This window comes from Acidovorax sp. SUPP950 (genome assembly GCF_030158935.1).
Taxonomy (GTDB): Bacteria; Pseudomonadota; Gammaproteobacteria; order Burkholderiales; family Burkholderiaceae_C; genus Paracidovorax.
Map to the genome: position 1 here is coordinate 32,642 of NZ_BQXE01000002.1, position 19,689 is coordinate 52,330.

19 protein-coding genes are annotated in these 19,689 nt (G+C 68.7%); 18 read left to right on the top strand and 1 reads right to left on the bottom strand.

Features of this window, described 5'->3' with window-relative positions:
- Positions 1-22 precede the first annotated feature (22 nt).
- From AVME950_RS09425 to AVME950_RS09455, 7 genes are all read left to right on the top strand, one after another.
- Entirely contained in the window at positions 23-1,189 is a 1,167-nt protein-coding gene (locus tag AVME950_RS09425; protein ID WP_284429627.1) for a dienelactone hydrolase family protein, read from the top strand.
- Positions 1,190-1,268: 79 nt separating this feature from the next.
- Complete coding sequence (locus AVME950_RS09430; RefSeq protein WP_284429628.1) at positions 1,269-2,051, top strand: enoyl-CoA hydratase/isomerase family protein; 783 nt, start codon at positions 1,269-1,271, stop codon at positions 2,049-2,051.
- A 174-nt stretch (positions 2,052-2,225) separates the two neighbouring features.
- On the top strand, positions 2,226-2,945 hold the full coding sequence (locus AVME950_RS09435) for a DUF4126 domain-containing protein (protein ID WP_284429629.1): 720 nt from the start codon (positions 2,226-2,228) through the stop codon (positions 2,943-2,945).
- Positions 2,946-3,068 (top strand): hypothetical protein, encoded by a 123-nt coding sequence (locus AVME950_RS09440; protein ID WP_284429630.1) that lies wholly within the window; start codon positions 2,946-2,948, stop codon positions 3,066-3,068.
- Positions 3,061-5,082 carry an acetyl/propionyl/methylcrotonyl-CoA carboxylase subunit alpha gene (locus AVME950_RS09445; RefSeq protein ID WP_284429631.1) on the top strand — a complete coding sequence of 674 codons (2,022 nt, stop codon included), beginning with the start codon at positions 3,061-3,063 and terminating at the stop codon, positions 5,080-5,082. The genes AVME950_RS09440 and AVME950_RS09445 overlap by 8 nt, the downstream gene beginning before the upstream one ends.
- Positions 5,083-5,119: 37 nt before the next feature.
- Entirely contained in the window at positions 5,120-6,040 is a 921-nt protein-coding gene (locus AVME950_RS09450; RefSeq protein WP_284429632.1) for a 2-hydroxyacid dehydrogenase, read from the top strand.
- A 41-nt stretch (positions 6,041-6,081) separates the two neighbouring features.
- Positions 6,082-6,996: a hydroxymethylglutaryl-CoA lyase gene (locus tag AVME950_RS09455; RefSeq protein ID WP_284404702.1), complete on the top strand. Its 915-nt coding sequence runs from the start codon at positions 6,082-6,084 to the stop codon at positions 6,994-6,996.
- Between the two features lie 30 nt (positions 6,997-7,026).
- On the opposite strand, the gene AVME950_RS09460 is transcribed toward AVME950_RS09455, so the two are convergent.
- Positions 7,027-7,971, bottom strand: coding sequence for a LysR family transcriptional regulator (locus tag AVME950_RS09460; RefSeq protein ID WP_349817231.1), 945 nt, complete (start codon positions 7,969-7,971; stop codon positions 7,027-7,029).
- Positions 7,972-8,205: 234 nt separating this feature from the next.
- Between AVME950_RS09460 and AVME950_RS09465 the strand changes: the two genes are divergently transcribed.
- The 11 genes from AVME950_RS09465 to AVME950_RS09515 all read left to right on the top strand — a co-directional run bounded on the left by AVME950_RS09465 (position 8,206) and on the right by AVME950_RS09515 (position 19,664).
- Complete coding sequence (locus AVME950_RS09465) at positions 8,206-9,687, top strand: ABC transporter substrate-binding protein (protein WP_272569814.1); 1,482 nt, start codon at positions 8,206-8,208, stop codon at positions 9,685-9,687.
- A 46-nt stretch (positions 9,688-9,733) separates the two neighbouring features.
- A complete protein-coding gene (locus AVME950_RS09470; protein WP_272550879.1) occupies positions 9,734-10,651 on the top strand; it encodes an ABC transporter permease in 918 nt (305 codons plus the stop codon).
- Between the two features lie 22 nt (positions 10,652-10,673).
- Complete coding sequence (locus AVME950_RS09475; protein ID WP_272565313.1) at positions 10,674-11,591, top strand: ABC transporter permease; 918 nt, start codon at positions 10,674-10,676, stop codon at positions 11,589-11,591.
- A 13-nt stretch (positions 11,592-11,604) separates the two neighbouring features.
- Entirely contained in the window at positions 11,605-12,591 is a 987-nt protein-coding gene (locus AVME950_RS09480; RefSeq protein WP_284429633.1) for an ABC transporter ATP-binding protein, read from the top strand.
- A complete protein-coding gene (locus AVME950_RS09485) occupies positions 12,588-13,439 on the top strand; it encodes an ATP-binding cassette domain-containing protein (RefSeq protein WP_284404706.1) in 852 nt (283 codons plus the stop codon). Before AVME950_RS09480 ends, AVME950_RS09485 begins: the two co-directional genes overlap by 4 nt.
- A 54-nt stretch (positions 13,440-13,493) precedes the next feature.
- On the top strand, positions 13,494-14,903 hold the full coding sequence (locus tag AVME950_RS09490) for a M20 family metallopeptidase (RefSeq protein WP_284429634.1): 1,410 nt from the start codon (positions 13,494-13,496) through the stop codon (positions 14,901-14,903).
- Between the two features lie 85 nt (positions 14,904-14,988).
- Positions 14,989-15,495 carry a YbaK/EbsC family protein gene (locus AVME950_RS09495; RefSeq protein WP_284429635.1) on the top strand — a complete coding sequence of 169 codons (507 nt, stop codon included), beginning with the start codon at positions 14,989-14,991 and terminating at the stop codon, positions 15,493-15,495.
- Positions 15,492-15,767 (top strand): DUF1289 domain-containing protein, encoded by a 276-nt coding sequence (locus AVME950_RS09500; RefSeq protein WP_284429636.1) that lies wholly within the window; start codon positions 15,492-15,494, stop codon positions 15,765-15,767. The genes AVME950_RS09495 and AVME950_RS09500 overlap by 4 nt, the downstream gene beginning before the upstream one ends.
- Complete coding sequence (locus tag AVME950_RS09505) at positions 15,764-16,414, top strand: 2-hydroxychromene-2-carboxylate isomerase (RefSeq protein ID WP_284429637.1); 651 nt, start codon at positions 15,764-15,766, stop codon at positions 16,412-16,414. Before AVME950_RS09500 ends, AVME950_RS09505 begins: the two co-directional genes overlap by 4 nt.
- 387 nt (positions 16,415-16,801) lie before the next feature.
- Positions 16,802-18,460, top strand: coding sequence for an MFS transporter (locus tag AVME950_RS09510; RefSeq protein ID WP_284404716.1), 1,659 nt, complete (start codon positions 16,802-16,804; stop codon positions 18,458-18,460).
- A gap of 241 nt (positions 18,461-18,701) precedes the next feature.
- A complete protein-coding gene (locus AVME950_RS09515) occupies positions 18,702-19,664 on the top strand; it encodes a porin (RefSeq protein ID WP_272565303.1) in 963 nt (320 codons plus the stop codon).
- The last annotated feature ends 25 nt before the right edge of the window (positions 19,665-19,689 follow it).

Genomic DNA, 19,689 nt, shown 5'->3' on the forward strand with positions numbered 1-19,689 from the left:
AGACTCCGACGCAGATCCCGCCATGACCCTTCGCCGACACGCCCTGGCCTGGATGCTGCGCTGCGCGCTGCTGCTGGGCGCCTTGCCCGCCCTGGCGCAGCTGGCGCCGTCCACACCGCCCACGCTGGATGCCACGCTGCGCGAGCAGATCGTGATGGTGCCCAAGGGCGAAGGGCTGCTGGCCACCGAGTTGGAAACCACCGTGTACCGCCCTGCGGGCACGGGGCCGTTTCCCGTCGTCGTGATCAACCACGGCAAGGCCAACGGCAATCCGCGCCTGCAGGAGCGTGCGCGCTACCTGGCGGCCGCCCGCGTGTTCGTGGAGCGCGGCTACCTCGTGGTGATCCCGATGCGCCAGGGCTTCTCGCGGTCCACGGGCGCCTACCTGGGCAGCGGCTGCAACGTGGAAGGCAATGGCCGCAACCAGGCCGAGGACGTTCAGGCCGCGCTGGCCTACGTGCGCCGCCTGCCGGATGCGGACAGCCAGCGCATCGTGGTCGTCGGCCAGTCGCACGGCGGCCTGACCACCCTGGCGCTGGGCACGCTGAACCCGCCCGGCGTGCGCGGCCTCATCAATTTCGCCGGCGGACTGCGGCAGGAGCAATGCCCCGGCTGGGAAAACAACCTGGCCAGCGCCTTCGGTGCCTACGGCCAGGGCACGCGCCTGCCGTCGCTGTGGTTCTACGGCGACAACGATTCGTACTGGCCCACCTCGCTGTACCGCGACATGTACGCGCGCTACGTGGCCGCCGGTGGGCGGGCGCAGCTGGTGGCGTATGGCCGATTCGGAACCGATTCGCACCGGCTGTTCGCCTCGCAAAGCGGCGTGCCAATCTGGCTGCCGGAGGTGGAGCGCTTCCTGGCCGGCCTGGGCCTGCCGTCCCGGCCGGTGACGCACATTCCGATGATGCCGCACGACAGCGCCGTGCCCCGGGCCACCGACGCCTACCCCGTCGCCGATGCGTCGGCCATCCCCTACGTGCGCGATGCGGCGCGCGAGGGTTACCGCAAGTTTCTCGCGGCGCCGTGGCCGCGGGCCTACGCCATCGCGCCCAGCGGCGCCTGGGCCTACTACTACGGCCGGGCCGATGCCATGGCCGCGGCGGTGGCCCGCTGCAACGAAAACGCCAAGGCGGCGACCTGCCACCTGTATGCCGTGGACGACCACGTCGTGTGGGAGGCGCCATGAGGCCCCGGCATTGGTCCGCCGCACGCATCCGGCCGCATCCGCGCCCGGCTTTTTCTCCAGAGCACCGAGGACCCAACCCATGAATTCCGTCCAGACGGCCTATGACGGCGCCGTGGCGCGCATCACGCTGGCGCAGCCCGATCTGCGCAACGCCTTCAATGACGAAACCATTGCCGCGCTCACCGACGCCTTCGCGCAGGCAGGCAGCCGCGACGGCGTGCGTGCCGTGGTCCTGGCCGCGCAGGGCACGGCCTTTTGTGCCGGCGCCGACCTGAACTGGATGCGCCGCATGGCCGACTACACGCGCGAGGAGAACGTGGCCGACGCCGGCGCGCTGGCCGAGATGCTGCGCACGATCTACGAGTGCCCCAAGCCCACCATCGCCCGCGTGCAGGGCGACGTGTATGCCGGCGGCATGGGCCTGGTGGCGGCCTGCGACATGGCGGTGGCCGTCGACACGGCGGGCTTTTGCCTGTCGGAGGTGAAGCTGGGGCTCATCCCGGCGACCATCAGCCCCTATGTGATCCGCGCCATGGGCGCGCGCGCCGCCCACCGCTATTTCCTGACCGCCGAGCGATTCGGCGCGGCCGAGGCGCTGCACCTGGGCTTCGTGCATGCGGTGGTGGAGTTCGAGCAGCTCGACGACACGGTGGATGCGTGGCTCAAGGCGCTCACCAGCGCCAGCCCGGCCGCCGTGCGCGCCTGCAAGCGGCTGGTGCAGGACGTGGCGGGCCGCGACATCGATGCCGCGCTCATCGCCGCCACGGTGCAGGGCATTGCCGACATCCGCGCCAGCGACGAGGGCCGCGAGGGCGTGCAGGCCTTCCTGCAAAAGCGCAAGCCCTCGTGGCTGGAATCATGAGATATCCCCCCTGTGTCGCCTTCGGCGCCTTCCCCCCCGGGGGACGCCGCCAGTGGCCTGGCAAAGCCAGTTCCACGGCGTCTGCTGGCGCGGCCTGCTCCGCGGCCATCGGGCAGGTGACGCCGTGCCAGGTCCCCGCGCTGCGGGTGGTCCATCATCTGCGGGTGTGCTGAGATGGAAGCGCTCTGGCTGCACATCGTTCAGTGGCTTCACGCCGCAGGGCTGCACGTGGACCCCGGCACCGCCCGCGACGTGGCGGCCGGCGCGGCCCAGGCCACTTCGGCGATGGACCTGCCGGGCCTGCTGGCGCTGGCCGCCGCGCTGGGCTGGGCCAGCGGGTTCCGGCTCTATGCGGTGGTCTTCATCGTGGGGCTCATGGGCGCGGGTGGCTGGCTGCCACTGCCTGCCGGGCTGCACGCGCTGCAGCACCCGGCCGTCCTCACCGTGAGCGGGCTGCTGCTGTGCGTGGAGTTCTTCGCCGACAAGGTGCCCTGGCTGGACAGCGCCTGGGATGCGGTGCACACCGTCATCCGCATTCCCGGCGGCGCGCTGCTGGCCGCGGGCGTGTTCGGCGCCGACAACGCCACCATGGGCCTCGTCGCGGGGCTGCTGGGCGGCTCGCTCTCGGCCACGGCCCTGGCCACCAAGATGACCACGCGCGCCGCGGCCAACACCTCGCCCGAGCCGTTCTCCAACTGGCTGCTGTCGTTCTTCGAGGACGGCCTGGTGGTGGCCGTCGTGTGGATGGCCACGCAGCACCCGGTGCTGTTCGGCATCGCGTTGGTGGTGATGCTGGTGCTGTCGGCGCTGCTGCTGATCGTGCTTTTCAAATTTCTGCGTGCCGTGCTGCGGCGCGTGTCGTCCCTTTTTTCCGGTCCTGCGAAGGTGGTTTGAATGTTCTCCAAAATCCTGATTGCCAACCGCGGTGAAAACGGCCGCATCGCAGCCGTTTCGGCCAATGGCGTGGCACGCGCAGCGTGCGCAGGCGGTTTCACCGCGGAGGTGGCCTATGTTTAAGAAGATCCTGATTGCCAACCGCGGTGAAATCGCCTGCCGTGTGGCCGCGACCGCACGTCGCCTGGGCGTGAAGACCGTGGCCGTGTATTCCGATGCCGACGCTGGTGCCAAGCACGTCGCCGCATGCGACGAGGCGGTGCACATCGGCGGCAGCTCGCCCAAGGAAAGCTACCTGCAGTGGCAGCGCATCATCGACGCGGCCCGGGCCACGGGCGCGCAGGCGGTGCACCCCGGCTACGGCTTCCTGTCGGAGAACGAGGAATTCGCCCAGGCCTGTGCGGATGCCGGGCTGGTGTTCATCGGCCCGCCCCCGTCCGCCATCCAGGCCATGGGCCTGAAGGCCGAGTCCAAGCAGCTCATGGAAAAGGCCGGCGTGCCCCTGGTGCCGGGCTACCACGGGGCCGACCAGGACCCCGCGCTGCTGCAGCGCGAGGCCGACCGCATCGGCTACCCCGTGCTCATCAAGGCCAGCGCGGGCGGCGGCGGCAAGGGCATGCGCGCGGTGGACCGGTCGGAAGACTTCGCCGCCGCCCTGGCGTCGTGCCAGCGCGAGGCCATCAACAGCTTCGGCGACGACGCGGTGCTCATCGAGAAATACGTGCAGCGCCCGCGCCACATCGAAATCCAGGTGTTCGGCGACACCCTGGGCAACTGCGTGTACCTGTTCGAGCGCGACTGTTCGGTGCAGCGGCGCCACCAGAAGGTGCTGGAAGAGGCCCCGGCCCCCGGCATGACCCCGGCCATGCGCGCCGAGATGGGCAACGCCGCGGTGGCCGCTGCGCGCGCGGTGAACTACGTGGGTGCGGGCACGGTGGAATTCATCGTGGAGCAGCGGGCCGATGGGTCCATGGACTTCTTCTTCATGGAGATGAACACCCGCCTGCAAGTGGAGCACCCGGTGACCGAGGCCATCACCGGCCAGGACCTGGTGGAGTGGCAATTGCGCGTGGCCTGCGGCGAGCCGTTGCCGCTGGCGCAGGACCAGTTGCGCATCGGCGGCCATGCCATCGAGGCGCGCATCTGCGCCGAGAACCCCGACAACCAGTTCCTGCCCGCCACCGGCACGCTGCAGGTGTACCGCAAGCCCGCGGCCACCAGCTTCGAGCGCGCGCCCCTGGGTAGCGGCGGTGTGCGCATCGATGACGGCGTGCGCGAGGGCGATGCCATCAGCCCCTTCTACGACTCGATGATCGCCAAGCTCATCGTGCACGGCGACACGCGTGAGCAGGCCCTGGCCCGGCTCGACGAGGCGCTGGCGCAGACCCGCATCGTGGGCCTGTCCACCAACGTGCAGTTCCTGCGCCGCGTGGCCCGCACCGACTCGTTCGTGCAGGCCGATCTGGACACGGCGCTGATCCCGCGCGAGCAGGCCGTGCTGTTCCACCAGGAGCCGGTGGGCCTGCCGCTGGCCGCGGCGGCGGCGGTGGCGCGGACGCTGCAGCGCGAGCGCGCCACCGAGGGGGCCGACCCGTTCAGCCGCCGCGACGGCTGGCAATCGCACGGCGTGACGCGCCGCCGGTTCGCGTTCGAGTTCGGCGGCCAGCCTGCCAACGCCTGGCTCACCTACGCCGCGGGCGGCGCGATGGAACTGGCGGTGGGCGAGGGCGATGCGGCCGTGGCCGGGCCGCTGGCCTTCACCGCCGATGGCGAGGGCCTGGACCTGCACTTCGCCGGCCAGCGCACGCGCGCCGTGGTGCATTCCCTGGGCGAGACCGACCACGTCTTCACGCCGCGCGGCGCCACGCAGATCGTCGCCATCGACCTGCTGGCCCATGCGGGCGAGGCGCAGTCCGAAGGCGGACGCCTGACCGCGCCCATGCCCGGCAAGGTGGTGTCGTTCGCCGTGAAGGCGGGCGATGCCGTGACCAAGGGCCAGGCCCTGGCCGTGATGGAGGCCATGAAGATGGAGCACACCATCGCCGCGCCCGTGGATGGCACGGTGCAGGAGCTGCTCTATGCGCCCGGCGACCAGGTGACCGAAGGCGCCGAGCTGCTCAAGCTCTCGCCCGCGTGACAGCGCGCCATCCGCAGCCGCGATACGCTCTTGCGCCATGAACATCACCTTCTGCTGTACGCACACCAAGGCCGAGCCCTGGCTGCAGGGCCTGCAGGCCGCGCTGCCCGGGGCGCACATCACCGTCTGGCAACCGGGCGCCCCCCCGGCCGATTTCGCCGTGGTCTGGGCGCCGCCCCAGCAGTTCATGGACGAGCAGGCCGGCATCCAGGCGCTCTTCAACATCGGTGCGGGCGTGGATGCGCTGCTGGCCCTGCGCCTGCCGCCCGGCGCGCAGGTGGTGCGGCTGGACGATGCCGGCATGGCCGTGCAGATGGCCGAATACGTGTGCCACGCGGTGGTGCGCCACTTCCGCGAGTTCGAGGCCTATGAGGCCGACATGCGCGCCGGGGGCTGGGCCTACCGCCGGCCGCGCCTGCGCAGCGATTTCTCCGTCGGCGTCATGGGCCTGGGAGTGCTGGGCGAGCGGGTGGCGAAGGCGCTGGCGCACTTCGAGTTCCCGGTGAACGGCTGGAGCCGCTCGCCCAAGGCCGTGGAGGGCGTGCGGGTCTTTCATGGCGCGGCGGGTTTCGACGGCTTCCTGGCTGCCAGCCGCGTGCTGGTGAACCTGCTGCCGCTCACGCCTGACACGCAGGACATCATGAACCGCGACACGCTCTCGCGCCTGCAGCCCGGCGGCTATGTCGTCAATGTGGCGCGCGGCGCGCACCTGGTCGAAGACGACCTGATCGCCCTCATCGACGCCGGCCACCTGGCCGGGGCCACGCTCGACGTGTTCCGCACCGAGCCGTTGCCCGCCGACCACCCGCTGCGCACGCACCCCCGCATCACGACCACGCCCCACACCTCCGCCCGCACGCTGCGCGAAGAAAGCATCGCCCAGATCGCGCGCAAGATCGCCGCCATGCAGCGCGGCGAGCCGGTGGCCGGCATCGTGGACCCCCGGCGCGGCTACTAGTCCTCGGGCACCGCCCCGCATTCTTACCGCAGGATTTCCCCATGAGCAGCAGCATTCCTTCCCGCGTCAAACTCGTCGATGTCGGCCCGCGCGACGGCCTTCAGAACGAAAAGTCTCCCGTGCCCGCCGAGGTCAAGATCGGTCTCGTGCACCGCCTGCAGGCGGCCGGGCTGACGGAGATCGAGGTCACCAGCTTCGTCTCGCCCAAGTGGGTGCCCCAGATGGCGGACAACGTGGAGGTGATGGCGGGCATCGAGCGCCAGCCCGGCGTGCGCTATTCGGTGCTCACGCCCAACCTCAAGGGCTACGAGGCCGCCGTGCCCACGCGGCCCGACGAGATCGTCGTCTTCGGTTCGGCCAGCGAGGCCTTCAGCCAGAAGAACATCAACTGCAGCATCGCCGAGAGCATCGAGCGCTTCGCGCCGGTGGTCGAGGCGGCGCGCGCGGCGGGCATTGCCGTGCGGGGCGCCATGAGCTGTACCGTGGGCTGCCCCTACGAGGGCGAGGTGGCGCCCGAGCGCGTGGCGTACCTGGCGGGCCTGATGAAGCAGATCGGCGTGCAGCACGTCGGCGTGGCCGACACCATCGGCGTGGGCACGCCGCGCAAGGTGCAGCGCGCCATGGAGGCCACCTTGCAGCACTACGGCGTCGACGCGGTGTCGGGCCACTTCCACGACACCTACGGGCAGGCGCTGGCCAACACGCTGGCTTCGCTGGAGATGGGCGTGTGGCAGTACGACACGTCGGTGGCGGGCCTGGGCGGGTGCCCCTATGCCAAGGGCGCCACGGGCAACGTGGCGACCGAAGACGTGGTCTACATGCTGCACGGCATGGGCATCGACACGGGCATCGATCTGGACGCGCTCATCGATGCGGGCGCGTACATCAGCGATTTCCTGGGCCGGCCGTCCAACTCGCGCGCCGCCAAGGCGTTGCTGACCAAGCGCCTGGGCTGAGGCCGCGCAGGGCCTGGGCGCTGGGTGCGGTCAGCCGCCGGGCGGCGCGGCCACGCTCTGCAGTTGCTCCTTGAGGTGCGCGAGAAACGATTGCGCCGCGCGTGACAGCGTGCGGCCCATCAGCGTCTGCACCTCGATGTTGCGCAGGTCCAGCCCCCGGTCGCGCAGGCGCACGCAGGCCATCTCCTCGCGCTCGATCTGGTAGCGCATGGTGATCTCGCCCGAGATGGACACGCCCTCGGGCTCGTGCTTGACGAACCCGAACAGGCTGGCGATGTAGTTGCTGGTGAGCACGGGGTCGATCTGCACCTTCTGGCGGCTGCACGCGATGTCGAACAGCTGCCGCACGGTGGTGTCCATTTCGGGCAGCGCCACGGGGTAGTTCTGCAGCTGCGACAGGCTGACCTGCTGAAAGCGCGTCAGCGGATGGCCGCGCTGCACCACGGCCAGCACGGGCGAGGGCTGCAGCAGCTCGATGCGGATGTCCTTTTCGGCGCTGCGGCTCATGGTGATGCCGATGTCCGCATCGCCCAGCAGCACGCGCCGCGTGCTTTCGGCCGGCGGAAACACCCCCAGGTGGAACTGGATGCCCGGGTGCCGCCGCCGGAAATCGCTGATGAGCCGGGGCAGGAATTCCAGCGCGAAGCCCTCCGACGAGGCCAGGCGCACCCGCCCGCGCTCCATGCCCTGCAGCGCCTGCATTTCATGCACCACGCGCTCCGCGTCGTGCGCGGACTTCTGCGCATGCACCGCCAGCAGCTCGCCCGCCGCGCTCGGCACCATGCCGCGCGCGTGGCGGTCGAACAGCGTCGCTCCCAGGATGTCTTCCAGATGCGCGATGTGTCGGCTGATGGCCGAGCCCGCCACGTTCAGCCGCTGCGAGGCCTCGCTGATCGAGCCGCAGCGCACCACCTCCAGGAAGTAGCGCAGGGCCGTGTCCTGCAATTGGCGGGCGACGATCTGCGAGCGTTTCATGGCGGTGGGCGATGGGGCGTGGTGCACTGCGGCAATCCCACAAGCATAGGCGCAATGCGACGGGAGCATTGCCTTTTTGAGATCGCTCGCCGCGATATTCGGTAATGGCGGAAACGTCTCCGAGGTCCCATTCTTGCTCCCGTTCACTGTGTTTCCTGTTTCATCACGATGAAGGAGTTCGCAATGGGGCATTTATTCACCCACTGGGTGCGCCGGGGCTGTCTGGCACTGGGCATGATGGTTTTCGGGGCTGGCGCGCACGCCGGCAAGGCCAACGACACGCTGACCTATGCGTCGGACAACGAGGTCGAGAACGTGAGCCCGTACCACAACAACATGCGCGAGGGCGTCGTGCTCGCGGCCATGGCGTGGGACACGCTGCTCTACCGCGACACGAAGACGGGCGAACTCAAGCCGCAGCTCGCCACCGCCTGGAAGTGGGAGTCGCCCACCGCGCTGCTGGTCACGCTGCGCCAGGGCGTCACCTTCCACAACGGCGACAAGTTCACCGCCGACGATGTGGCCTACACCTTCAACGTGGTGACCGGCCCCGACGCCAAGATCGCCACGCGCCAGAACACCGACTGGATCAAGGGCGTGGACAAGGTGAGCGACTACGAGGTGCGCATCCACCTCAAGACGCCGTTCCCCGCGGCGCTGGAATACCTGGCCGGCCCCACGCCCATCTACCCCGCAGCCTATTTCACCAAGGTGGGGCTGGAAGGGTTCAGCAAGGCGCCGGTGGGCAGCGGCCCCTACAAGATCACCAGCGTGGTGCCGGGGCAGGGCGTGACGATGGTGAAGAACACCGCCTACTTCAAGGACAGCCCTGCGGGCCAGCCCAAGATCGGCACCGTGAAGTTCACCGTGATCCGCGACCCTGAAGCCCGCATGGCCCAGTTGATGACCGGAGCGGTGGACTGGATCTGGCGCGTGCCGGCCGACCAGGCCGATTCGCTGAAGGCGGCGCCCAACCTCTCGGTGCTGAGCGGCGAGACCATGCGCGTGGGCTTCATCTCCATCAACAACAACGGCACCACCCCCGAGGCCGCGCCCTTCAAGGACCCCCGCGTGCGCCAGGCGCTCAACTACGCCATCAACCGCAAGGGGCTGGCCGACAGCCTGGTGCGCGGCGGCAGCCAGCCGGTGTATGCGCCGTGCTTTCGCACGCAGTTCGGCTGCGACACCAGCAAGGTGCAGCAGTACGAATACAACCCGGCCAAGGCCAAGGCGCTGCTGGCCGAGGCAGGCTACCCGAACGGTTTCGACACCGCGCTGTGGGCCTACCGCGAGCGCGAGTACGCCGAGGCGATGATCGGCGACCTGCGCAAGGTCGGCATCCGCGCGCGGCTGCACTTCGTGCAGTACCCGGCGCTGCGCACCGAGCTGCGCGCCGGCCGTGCGCCGCTCACGTTCCAGGCCTGGGGCTCGTTCTCGATCAACGACGCTTCGGCCTTCGTGGGCAACTTCTTCAAGGGCGGCCCCGACGACACCGCCAAGGACCCGCAGGTCATCGCGCTGATGCAGACGGCCGACGCCACGGTGGACAAGGCCGAGCGCAAGGCCAAGTACGCCCAGGCGCTGCAGCGCATCTCCACCCAGGCCATGTGGGCGCCGCTGTTTTCGTACTCGACCAACTACGCGTTCACCTCGGACCTGAAGTTCGAGGCCCAGCCCGACGAGCTGCCGCGCTTCTTCCAGGCCAGCTGGAAGTGACGGCCCCGGCGTTCGTGTCCCTCCCACACCCTCGCGGGCCCCTGCCATGCTGATCTACATCTTTCGCCGCCTGCTGGTGGCGCTGAGCGTCATGCTGACCGTGGCGGTCGTCAGCTTCATGCTGCTGCACCTGTCGGGCGACCTGGCCACCGCGATCGCGGGCCCGGAATCGAGCGCTGCCGACGTGGAGAAGATCCGCGTGCAGTACGGGCTGGACCGCCCCATCGTGGAGCAGTTCTTTGACTGGCTGGGTGCGGCGGCGCGGCTGGATTTCGGGCGGTCGTTCTATTTCCAGAACACGGTCATGGAGCTGGTCGGCGAGCGCCTGCCCATCACGCTCAAGCTCGGTGGCGTAGCGCTCCTGCTGGCCGTGGCCGTGGCCATTCCATTGGGCGTGCTGGCCGCGCTCTACCGCGACACGTGGATCGACCGCCTGGCCTTGATGGTGGCGGTGGTGGGCCAGGCCATGCCGACCTTCTGGTTCGCGCTCACGCTGGTGCTGCTGTTCGCCGTGGGCCTGAAGTGGCTGCCCGTGGCGGGCAACACGAGCTGGCAGCATTTCGTGCTGCCGGCGGTGGCGCTGGGCTACTACGCCATGCCGGCCATGATGCGGCTCACGCGGGCCGGCATGCTGGACGTGCTGGGCGCGGACTACATCCGCACCGCGCGCGCCAAGGGCCTGAGCCGCTCGCGCGTGGTGTTCAAGCACGCGCTGCGCAACGCCATCATTCCGGTGGTGGCGCTGGCCGCGGTGGAGCTGGGCTTCATGCTCGGCGGCTCGGTGGTGATCGAGTCGGTGTACTCCATGCAGGGGCTGGGGCAGCTCGCGTGGGACTCCATCGCGCGCAACGACTACCCCGTGGTGCAGGCCGTGGTGCTGATCATCGCGGTGTTCTACATCGCGCTCACCTTCCTGGCCGACGTGCTCAACGCCGCGCTCGACCCGCGCATGCGCACCCGCTGACGCCACCGCACCGGAGACTGCCATGAACGCTTCCACCACCCTTTCCTCCCCCGGCGCGGCGGCCACCCTGGCCCTGCCGTCGCCACCGGCCTGGCGCCGCTGGCTGCGCCGCGTGCTGGGCCAGCGCGGCCTGGTGCTCGGCGCCATCGTGCTCGTGCTGGCCCTGGTGGCCGCGCTGCTCGCCCCCTGGATCAGCCCGCACGACCCCTATGCGCAGGATGTGACCCAGCGCCTCATTCCGCCCGTCTGGCATGCCAAGGGCAGCTGGGAGCACGTGCTGGGCACCGACAAGCTCGGCCGCGACTACCTGAGCCGCCTCATCTACGGCGCCCGCGTGTCGCTGCTGATCGGTGTGGTCACGGCGCTCATCGCCGGGGCCATCGGTACCACGCTGGGCGTGCTGGCCGGCTACTTCGGCGGCCGGGTGGATGCGGTCATCAGCTACATCATCACCACGCGCCTGGCCATGCCGGTGGTGCTGGTGGCGCTGGCCATGGCCTCGCTCGTGGGCGGCTCGCTGCAGGTGGTGATCGTGCTGCTGGGCCTGCTGCTGTGGGACCGCTTCGCCATCGTGACCCGCTCTGCCACGCAGCAGCTGCGCGATGCCGAGTTCATCGCGGCGGCCAAGGCGCTGGGCGCATCCACGCCGTACATCCTGGTGCGCGAGCTGCTGCCCAACCTGATGAGCGCTCTCACCGTGGTCGCCACACTGGAGATGGCACACGCCATCCTGCTCGAATCGACCCTCTCGTTCCTGGGCCTGGGCGTGCAGCCGCCCACGCCGTCGTGGGGCCTGATGGTGGCCGAGGGCAAGGCCTACATGTTCTTCCAGCCCTGGGTGATCCTGATCCCCGGCGTGGTGCTGGCCGTGCTGGTGCTGGCCATCAACCTGGTGGGCGACGGCATCCGCGATCTCACGGCCCCCGATGGCCGGAACTGAAAGGCAAAGACCCATGACCACCCCTTTGCTGGACGTGAAGAACCTGCGCGTGGACCTGCCCACCGAGCGCGGCATGCTGCACGCGGTGCGCGGCATCGACTTCCATGTGAACCGCGGCGAACTGCTCTGCCTGGTGGGCGAATCGGGCTGCGGCAAGTCGATGACCTCGCTCGCGCTCATGGGCCTGCTGCCGCGCAAGGCGGTGCGCACGGCCGACCACATCCGTTTCGACGGTGCCGAGCTGCAGAGCCTGCCCGAGCGCCGCATGGCGGCGCTGCGCGGCGCCCGCATGGCGATGATCTTCCAGGAGCCGATGACCTCGCTCAACCCGTCGTACACGCTGGGCGACCAGCTGTGCGAGGCGCTGCGCGCGCACCGCAAGGTGAGCATGGCCCAGGCGCGCGAGCGGGCCGTGTACCTGCTGGAGCGGGCGGGCGTGCCGCAGGCGCCCGAGCGCCTGCGCCAGTACCCGCACCAGCTCTCGGGCGGCCTGCGCCAGCGCGTGATGATCGCCATGGCGCTGATGTGCGAGCCCGACCTCATCATTGCCGACGAGCCCACGACCGCGCTGGACGTGACCATCCAGGCGCAGATCCTGCGGCTGCTGCGCGAGCTGCAGCAGGAGTTCGGCACGGCCGTGGTCTTCATCACCCACGATCTGGGCGTGGTGGCGCGCATCGCCGACCGCGTGGCGGTGATGTATGCGGGCGAGGTGATCGAGACCGCGCCGGTGGGCGAGTTGTTCGCGCGGCCCACGCACCCCTACACGCAGGGCCTGCTCAACTGCATTCCCGTGCGCGGCAAGACGCTGCCGGGCAGCCGGCTGCAGGCCATTCCCGGCGTGGTGCCCAGCCTGGTCGGCACCGTGCAGGGCTGCGCTTTTTCCAACCGCTGCGCGCACGCGCAACCGGCCTGCGCGCATACGCCGCCCTATGTGGCGGTGGATGCCCACCACGCGGTCCGCTGCGTGCAGGCCCATCCCCTGGCGGAGGCCGCATGACCCCCAAGCCCCTACCCCCGGCACCCGGCAGCGACATCGCGCTGGAGCTGTGCGCGCTGCACCGCAGCTTCCGCCTGAAGCGCGGACTGTTCCGCGCGCCCGGCGAGATCCACGCGGTGAACGACGTCTCGCTGCGCGTTCGCAAGGGCGAAACGCTGGGCCTGGTCGGCGAATCCGGCTGTGGCAAGAGCACGCTCGCCAAGATGCTGCTGGGCCTGCTGCCGCCCAGCTCGGGCAGCGTGCTGGTCGATGGCAAGGAGATCGATCCGCGTCAGCGCCGCGCGCTGGCGCGGCGCATCCAGCCCATCTTCCAGGACCCGTACTCGTCGCTCAACCCGCGCCGCACCGTGGCCGACATCGTCGGCGTGCCGCTGCGCCTGCACCAGGTGGGCACGGCCGTGGAGCAGCGCCGGCGCGTGCGCGAGATGCTCGATCTGGTCGGCATGCCCGAGCGCACCCATGCGCAGTACCCCAACCAGCTGTCGGGCGGGCAGCGCCAGCGCGTGGCCATCGCGCGGGCGCTGGTGCTGCGGCCCGACATCCTGATCTGCGACGAACCGACCTCGGCGCTCGACGTGTCGGTGCAGGCGCAGATCCTGAACCTGCTGCTCGACCTCAAGGCCGAGTTCGGCCTGACCTACCTGTTCATCAGCCACGACCTGGGCGTGGTCGAGCACCTGGTGGACCGCGTGGCCGTGATGTACCGCGGCGCCATCGTGGAACTGGGCACGCGCGAGCAGATCTTCGCCCGGCCCGAACACGCCTACACCCGCCGGCTGCTGGCCTCCGCGCTCACGCCCGAGCCGGGCCTGGGCATTCCCGACATCGAGCGTGCGGCCGTGGCCTGAGCGGCTATACGCACCTTCCATTCACTCCACCCACCCCACCCGAGGACCTTTTCCATGAGCCGTGACCAAGCCATTGCCCAGACGCTGGCCTGCTTCGATGACGGGCGCTTTCAGCAGACGCTGGCGCGCCGGGTCGCCTTCCGCACCGAAAGCCAGGACGCCGCCAGCGGCCCCATCCTGCACGCCTACCTGACCGAGGAAATGGTGCCGCAGCTGCAGGCGCTGGGCTTTGCCTGCCGTGTGGTGGACAACCCGGTGCCGGGCAAGAGCCCCTTCCTGCTGGCCGAGCGCGCCGAAGAGGGCGCGGCCTTCACGCTGCTGACCTACGGCCACGGCGATGTGGTGCGCGGCTACGACGCGCAATGGCGCGCGGGCCTCAAACCGTGGGACATCGTGGTGGAGGGCAACCGCTGGTATGGCCGCGGCACGGCCGACAACAAGGGCCAGCACACCATCAACCTCACCGCGCTGGAGCAAGTGCTGGCGGTGCGAGGCGGCCGCCTGGGCTACAACGTCAAGATCATCCTGGAGATGGGCGAGGAGGACGGCTCGCCAGGCCTGAACGCGGTGTGCGCGAACGAGCGCGATGCGCTCGCGGCCGACCTGTTCATCGCCTCCGACGGGCCCCGGGTGTCCGCCTCGCGCGCCACCCTGTTCCTGGGGTCGCGCGGCGTCTTCAATTTCGACCTGCACGTGAAGCTGCGCGACGGTGGCCACCACTCGGGCAACTGGGGCGGCCTGCTGCGCAACCCGGGCATCCGGCTGGCGCATGCCATCGCCAGCCTGGTGGACGAGCGCGGCCGCATCCAGGTGCCGGGCCTGCGCCCCACCGAGCTGCCCGCCAGCGTGCGCGAGGCGCTGCGCGATATCGATGTGGGCGGTGGCCCGGACGACCCCGAGATCGACCCGGACTGGGGCGAGCCCGGCCTGACCCCGTCCGAGCGCGTGATCGGCTGGAACAGCCTGGAGGTGCTGGCCTTCATCACCGGCAACCCGGCCATGCCGGTGCATGCCATTCCCGCCGAGGCGCGCGCGCACTGCCACATGCGCTACGTGGTGGGCTCCGAACCCACGGCGTTCCTGGACCACATCCGTGAGCACCTGCGGGCCCGCGGCTTCACCGACGTGGAAGTGCGAGGCACCGACGTGCACATGGCCGCCACCCGGCTGGACCCGGACGACGCCTGGGTGCGCTGGGGCCTGGCCTCCATCGAGCGCTCCACCGGCCGGCGCCCGGCGCTGCTCCCCAACCTGGGCGGCTCGCTGCCCAACGATGTGTTCTCCGAGACCCTGGGCCTGCCCACGCTGTGGGTGCCGCACTCGTATCCGGCGTGCTCGCAGCACGCGCCCAACGAGCACATCCTGGCGGACGTCACGCGCGAATCGCTGCAGATCATGGCCGGCCTGTTCTGGGATCTGGCGGAGCAGGGGCCCGGGGTACACCAGGAGCGCGCGGCGGCTTGAAGGTCCCCCGAGGGGCTGCGCGTCCCGGCGGCCATCGCTAAGATTCACGGCTTTGGACCACCGGCCTTCCGGCCTTGAGACACCCATGTGCGCAGCCGAACTCATTCCCCTTCCCGAAGGCGTCCAGCGCGTCGCCGCCACGCTGCAATCGCTGGGCCATCCGCACATGCCGCGCATGCTCGACGACGCGGCGCGCACCGCCCAACAGGCGGCCGACGGCCTGGGCATCCTGGTCGGCCAGGTGGCTAAGAGCATCATCTTCCGGCGCAAGAGCGACGATGCGGCCGTGCTGGTCGTCACCTCGGGAGACCGGCGCGTGGATGAGAAGAAGGTCGAGGCCCACGTCGGCAAGATCGGCCGGGCCGATGCCGAGTTCGTCAAGGCGCGCACGGGCTTCTCGATCGGCGGGGTGTCCCCCGTGGGCCACGCCACGCCGCCGGTCACGCTGATCGACCGCGAGCTGTTCCGCTTCGAGGAGATCTGGGCCGCGGCCGGCCACCCGCACAGCGTGTTCGCGCTGCGCCCGCAGGATCTGGAAAAGCTCACCAGCGCGCCGGTGGTCGATGTGGTGCAAGTGCCGACCGAATCATGAGTGATATTGAATCAATAGCTAACCGCGCAATGCTGTTGAGCGCGGGAGGCTATTTCGACGAGGCCAGCACGGACGGCGTGCCCTCGCCGTGCATCTCGGTGTGCCGCCTGTCCGCCGATGGCGCCTCCTGCGACGGCTGCTTTCGCACGCTGGACGAGATCCGCGCATGGTCGGGCGCGGATGATGCTGAACGCCGCGCGATCTGGGCCCGCCTCGCGCAGCGCGCGGGTTTCGAGTTTCCCCCGCCATCCCCTTTCCCGGACCTGCCGTGAAGCACATCACCTTCTACCTGGACTTCGTCTCGCCCTATGCCTGGCTGGCGTTCGAGCAGTTGCCGAAGGCCCTGGAAGGACTGAGCTACAGCGTCGAGTACCGGCCCGTGCTGCTGGGCGCGCTGCTGCAGCGCCACGGCAACCCCGGCCCGGCGGGCATTCCGGCCAAGCGGCTGTGGACCTACCGCCATGCCGAATGGCTGGGCCATTCGCTCGGCACGGGCCTGGCCATGCCGGCCCAGCACCCGTTCAACCCATTGCCGCTGCTGCGCCAGTCGCTGGCCTGCAGCGAGGACGGCGCCATCAACCGTTTCGTGGCCGGCACGGTGCTGCGCCACGTGTGGCTGGGCGGGCACGATGCCAACGACCCCGCGCGGCTGCAGGCGCTGGCCGAGGCACTCACGCAGCAGGTGCGCCCGGATCCCGCAGGCGCCACCGCCAAGGCCCTGCTGCGCGCCAACACCGACGCGGCGGCGCAGCGTGGTGTGTTCGGCGTGCCGGCGTTCGACGTGGAAGGCCGCCTGTTCTGGGGGCTGGACAGCCTGCCCATGCTGCGGGCCTGCCTGAGCGGCGATCCCTGGTTCGAAGGCCCCGCGTGGGGCCGTGCCGAGGCGCTGCCCTCCAGCTTGCCGCCAGCCGCCGCCTGATCCCGCCGGACCCGGCGGCAAGCGCCAAGCGGACTCACGCTATTGCGCTGACGCGGCTGATTTCCCTGGAGTTCCCGTCCTTTCAGGGTTAGTCCTCGGCAGGGTTTTCCCGCGGCGCGGCGGTGCGTCGTGGTGGCCTCCGTGGCCCGTTAGATGGGCTGCACCGCTGTTTTACCCCCGATTTACCGCATCGAGAAATGCGAATACAGGGTTGGCCCGGAGTTTGTCAGTTGGCAGTCAGTCCAGGGTGCTGGCAAGCCAACGGCGCTTGTCAGTGTTTGGTCAGATGCACGTCCGATATTGCGACCCAGGCTGCGACGAGTGCCCGGAAACCCCATCGCACCGTGCATTTCCGCATCCATCCGACCACCAATGGAGACAAGCACCATGGCTACCAATGTTGCATCCCGGCCCATGTCGCCGGAAGAGAGAAAAGTCATCTTCGCCTCGTCGCTGGGCACCGTGTTCGAGTGGTATGACTTCTACCTGTACGGCTCGCTTGCGGCCATCATCGCCAAGCAGTTCTTCAGCGGCCTGGATGCGGGCTCGGCCTTCATCTTCGCGCTGCTGGCCTTCGCGGCCGGGTTCATCGTGCGGCCTTTCGGCGCACTGGTGTTCGGCCGCCTGGGCGACATGATCGGGCGCAAGTACACCTTTCTCGTCACCATCCTGATCATGGGCCTGTCCACGTTCATCGTGGGCATCCTGCCGACCTACGCCAGCATCGGCGTGGCCGCGCCGGTGATCCTGATCGCGCTGCGCATGCTACAGGGCCTGGCCCTCGGCGGAGAGTACGGCGGGGCCGCCACCTATGTGGCCGAGCACGCGCCCCAGGGCAAGCGCGGCGCCTACACCTCGTGGATCCAGACCACCGCCACGCTGGGCCTGTTCCTGTCGCTGCTGGTCATTCTGGGCACCCGCACCGTGATGGGCGAGCAGCAGTTCGGTGATTGGGGCTGGCGCATTCCGTTCCTGGTGTCCATCCTGCTGCTGGGCATTTCGGTGTGGATCCGGTTGTCGCTGTCGGAATCGCCCGCCTTCCAGAAGATGAAGGCCGAAGGCAAGACCTCCAAGGCGCCTTTGTCGGAGTCGTTCGGCGAGTGGAAGAATCTCAAGATCGTGATCCTCGCGCTGATCGGCCTGACCGCCGGCCAGGCCGTGGTCTGGTACACGGGGCAGTTCTATGCGCTGTTCTTCCTTACGCAGCAGCTGAAGGTGGACGCCGTTACGGCCAACCTGATGATCGCCGCCGCGCTGCTGATCGGCACACCGTTTTTCATCGTGTTCGGTTCGCTGTCGGACAAGATCGGCCGAAAGCCCATCATCATGCTGGGCTGCGTGCTCGCCGTGCTGACGTACTTCCCGGTGTTCAAGGCCCTGACCGAAGCGGCCAATCCCGACCTCGCCGCCGCGCAGGCCAAGAACAAGGTGGTGATCGTTGCCGATCCTGCCGAGTGCTCGTTCCAGTTCAACCCCACGGGCACGTCCAAGTTCACGAGTTCGTGCGACATCGCCAAACAGGTGCTGGCCGCCGGTTCGGTGAGTTATGACAATGAAGTCGCGCCAGCCGGCACGCCTGCCGTGATCAAGATCGGTGCCACCACCATCGCGAGCTACAGCGCCAAGGGCCTGCCCGCCGACCAGGTCAAGGCCAAGGATGCGGAGTTCAAGAAAACGGTGGCCGACACGCTCAAGGCCGATGGCTACCCCACGAAGGCCGACCCCGCCAAGATGAACAAGGGGATGATGGTCGCCCTGCTGACCTACCTCGTGCTGCTGGTGACCATGGTGTACGGCCCCATCGCCGCCATGCTGGTGGAAATGTTCCCCACCCGCATCCGCTACACGTCGATGAGCCTGCCCTACCACATCGGCAATGGCTGGTTCGGTGGCCTGCTGCCCACCACCTCGTTCGCCATCGTGGCGCAGACCGGCAACATGTACAACGGCCTGTGGTACCCCATCATCATCGCGGGCGCCACGGCGGTGATCGGCACGCTGTTCATCCGCGAAACCAAGGACGTGGACATCTACGCCAACGACTGATGGAACCGCGCGGGCGCCCGGGAATCCGGGGCCCGCAGCATGGAAAAGGGCTGCATGTGTTGGCAAAAAACGCCAAAGTGTGGTGGCGATGCATCAAGGCTGTTATGAAAATGACTTTTGGGGGTGGTATTGAGGCGCCACCCCCTAGAATTTCGTAAGTAGTTGCACCAACGCCCGGCGGCCACCCGCTCTGCAGTGCCTACCACACCATCTGACGGATAAAAGCATTCAAGGAAATCACATGCAAAAGACGAATCGTTTGGCACTGGCTGTGCTGGCTCTCCTGGGTAGCACCGCTGCCTTCGCCCAAAGCAGCGTCACGCTGTATGGCCGTGTGAACACCACGGTGGAACGCCAAGAAGTGGGCGACACCAAGACCACCGGTCTGTTCAACAACGCTTCGCGTTTCGGCTTCAAGGGCGTGGAAGACCTCGGCGGTGGCCTGAAGGCTGGCTTCCAACTGGAAAGCGGCTTCGCTTCCGACACCGGTTCTTCCGATGCACGTGGCTTCTTCGCCCGTCAAAGCGAAGTGAACCTGTCGGGTGGTTTCGGCGCCCTGCGCCTGGGCCGCTTCACGGCTGAGTCCTACTACGCTACGGCCGACTACGTCAGCCTGCACAACCACGACACCGGTTCGTCGTCCGATGCGTTCTACGCCTACGTGATGCCCGATGCCAACAAGATTTCCTACCGCACGCCCGATTTCGGCGGCCTGACCGTCGAAGGCGCCGTGGCGCTGCACGAGCAAGCTGTCGGCGTGAAGAACGCCTATGACCTGGCTGCCAACTACAACCTGGGCGCTCTGGCCCTGGGCGCTGGCTACAGCAAGCAAGGCGACGTGAACCAGTTCGCACTGCGCGGCCTGTACACGATGGGTTCGTTCATGTTCGGCGGTTACTACCAACGTGACGAAGACGCATACGTCCTGAATGGCGGCAAGCGCAACACGTTCCGTCTGTCGGGTGCCTACCTGATGGGCGCTTCGGAATTCCACGTGAACGTGGGCCGTGCCGGCAAGTACAAGAACGTGGCTGACAGCGCCGCTACGCAATACACGCTGGGCTACAACTACAACCTGAGCAAGCGCACCAAGGTGTACGGCTACTACACGAAGGTGAACAACAGCCGCAATGCCGCTTACATGACGGGCATCGCCGGCGCTGACTTCAGCTCCGTGGCCGTGGGCGTTCGCCACGCATTCTGATGGTTGACGCGGGTCGGCGGCCCCG

What these genes read in the sequence shown, in the direction of transcription:
- AVME950_RS09490 (WP_284429634.1), top strand. Translation starts at nt 13,494, where the DNA reads ATGAGCCGTGACCAAGCCATTGCCCAGACGCTGGCCTGCTTCGATGAC.
- AVME950_RS09475 (WP_272565313.1), top strand. Translation starts at nt 10,674, where the DNA reads ATGAACGCTTCCACCACCCTTTCCTCCCCCGGCGCGGCGGCCACCCTG.
- AVME950_RS09515 (WP_272565303.1), top strand. Translation starts at nt 18,702, where the DNA reads ATGCAAAAGACGAATCGTTTGGCACTGGCTGTGCTGGCTCTCCTGGGT.
- AVME950_RS09485 (WP_284404706.1), top strand. Translation starts at nt 12,588, where the DNA reads ATGACCCCCAAGCCCCTACCCCCGGCACCCGGCAGCGACATCGCGCTG.
- AVME950_RS09500 (WP_284429636.1), top strand. Translation starts at nt 15,492, where the DNA reads ATGAGTGATATTGAATCAATAGCTAACCGCGCAATGCTGTTGAGCGCG.
- AVME950_RS09445 (WP_284429631.1), top strand. Translation starts at nt 3,061, where the DNA reads ATGTTTAAGAAGATCCTGATTGCCAACCGCGGTGAAATCGCCTGCCGT.
- AVME950_RS09425 (WP_284429627.1), top strand. Translation starts at nt 23, where the DNA reads ATGACCCTTCGCCGACACGCCCTGGCCTGGATGCTGCGCTGCGCGCTG.
- AVME950_RS09450 (WP_284429632.1), top strand. Translation starts at nt 5,120, where the DNA reads ATGAACATCACCTTCTGCTGTACGCACACCAAGGCCGAGCCCTGGCTG.
- AVME950_RS09465 (WP_272569814.1), top strand. Translation starts at nt 8,206, where the DNA reads ATGATGGTTTTCGGGGCTGGCGCGCACGCCGGCAAGGCCAACGACACG.
- AVME950_RS09470 (WP_272550879.1), top strand. Translation starts at nt 9,734, where the DNA reads ATGCTGATCTACATCTTTCGCCGCCTGCTGGTGGCGCTGAGCGTCATG.
- AVME950_RS09480 (WP_284429633.1), top strand. Translation starts at nt 11,605, where the DNA reads ATGACCACCCCTTTGCTGGACGTGAAGAACCTGCGCGTGGACCTGCCC.
- AVME950_RS09440 (WP_284429630.1), top strand. Translation starts at nt 2,946, where the DNA reads ATGTTCTCCAAAATCCTGATTGCCAACCGCGGTGAAAACGGCCGCATC.
- AVME950_RS09460 (WP_349817231.1), bottom strand. Translation starts at nt 7,971, where the DNA reads ATGAAACGCTCGCAGATCGTCGCCCGCCAATTGCAGGACACGGCCCTG.
- AVME950_RS09435 (WP_284429629.1), top strand. Translation starts at nt 2,226, where the DNA reads ATGGAAGCGCTCTGGCTGCACATCGTTCAGTGGCTTCACGCCGCAGGG.
- AVME950_RS09455 (WP_284404702.1), top strand. Translation starts at nt 6,082, where the DNA reads ATGAGCAGCAGCATTCCTTCCCGCGTCAAACTCGTCGATGTCGGCCCG.
- AVME950_RS09495 (WP_284429635.1), top strand. Translation starts at nt 14,989, where the DNA reads ATGTGCGCAGCCGAACTCATTCCCCTTCCCGAAGGCGTCCAGCGCGTC.
- AVME950_RS09430 (WP_284429628.1), top strand. Translation starts at nt 1,269, where the DNA reads ATGAATTCCGTCCAGACGGCCTATGACGGCGCCGTGGCGCGCATCACG.
- AVME950_RS09510 (WP_284404716.1), top strand. Translation starts at nt 16,802, where the DNA reads ATGGCTACCAATGTTGCATCCCGGCCCATGTCGCCGGAAGAGAGAAAA.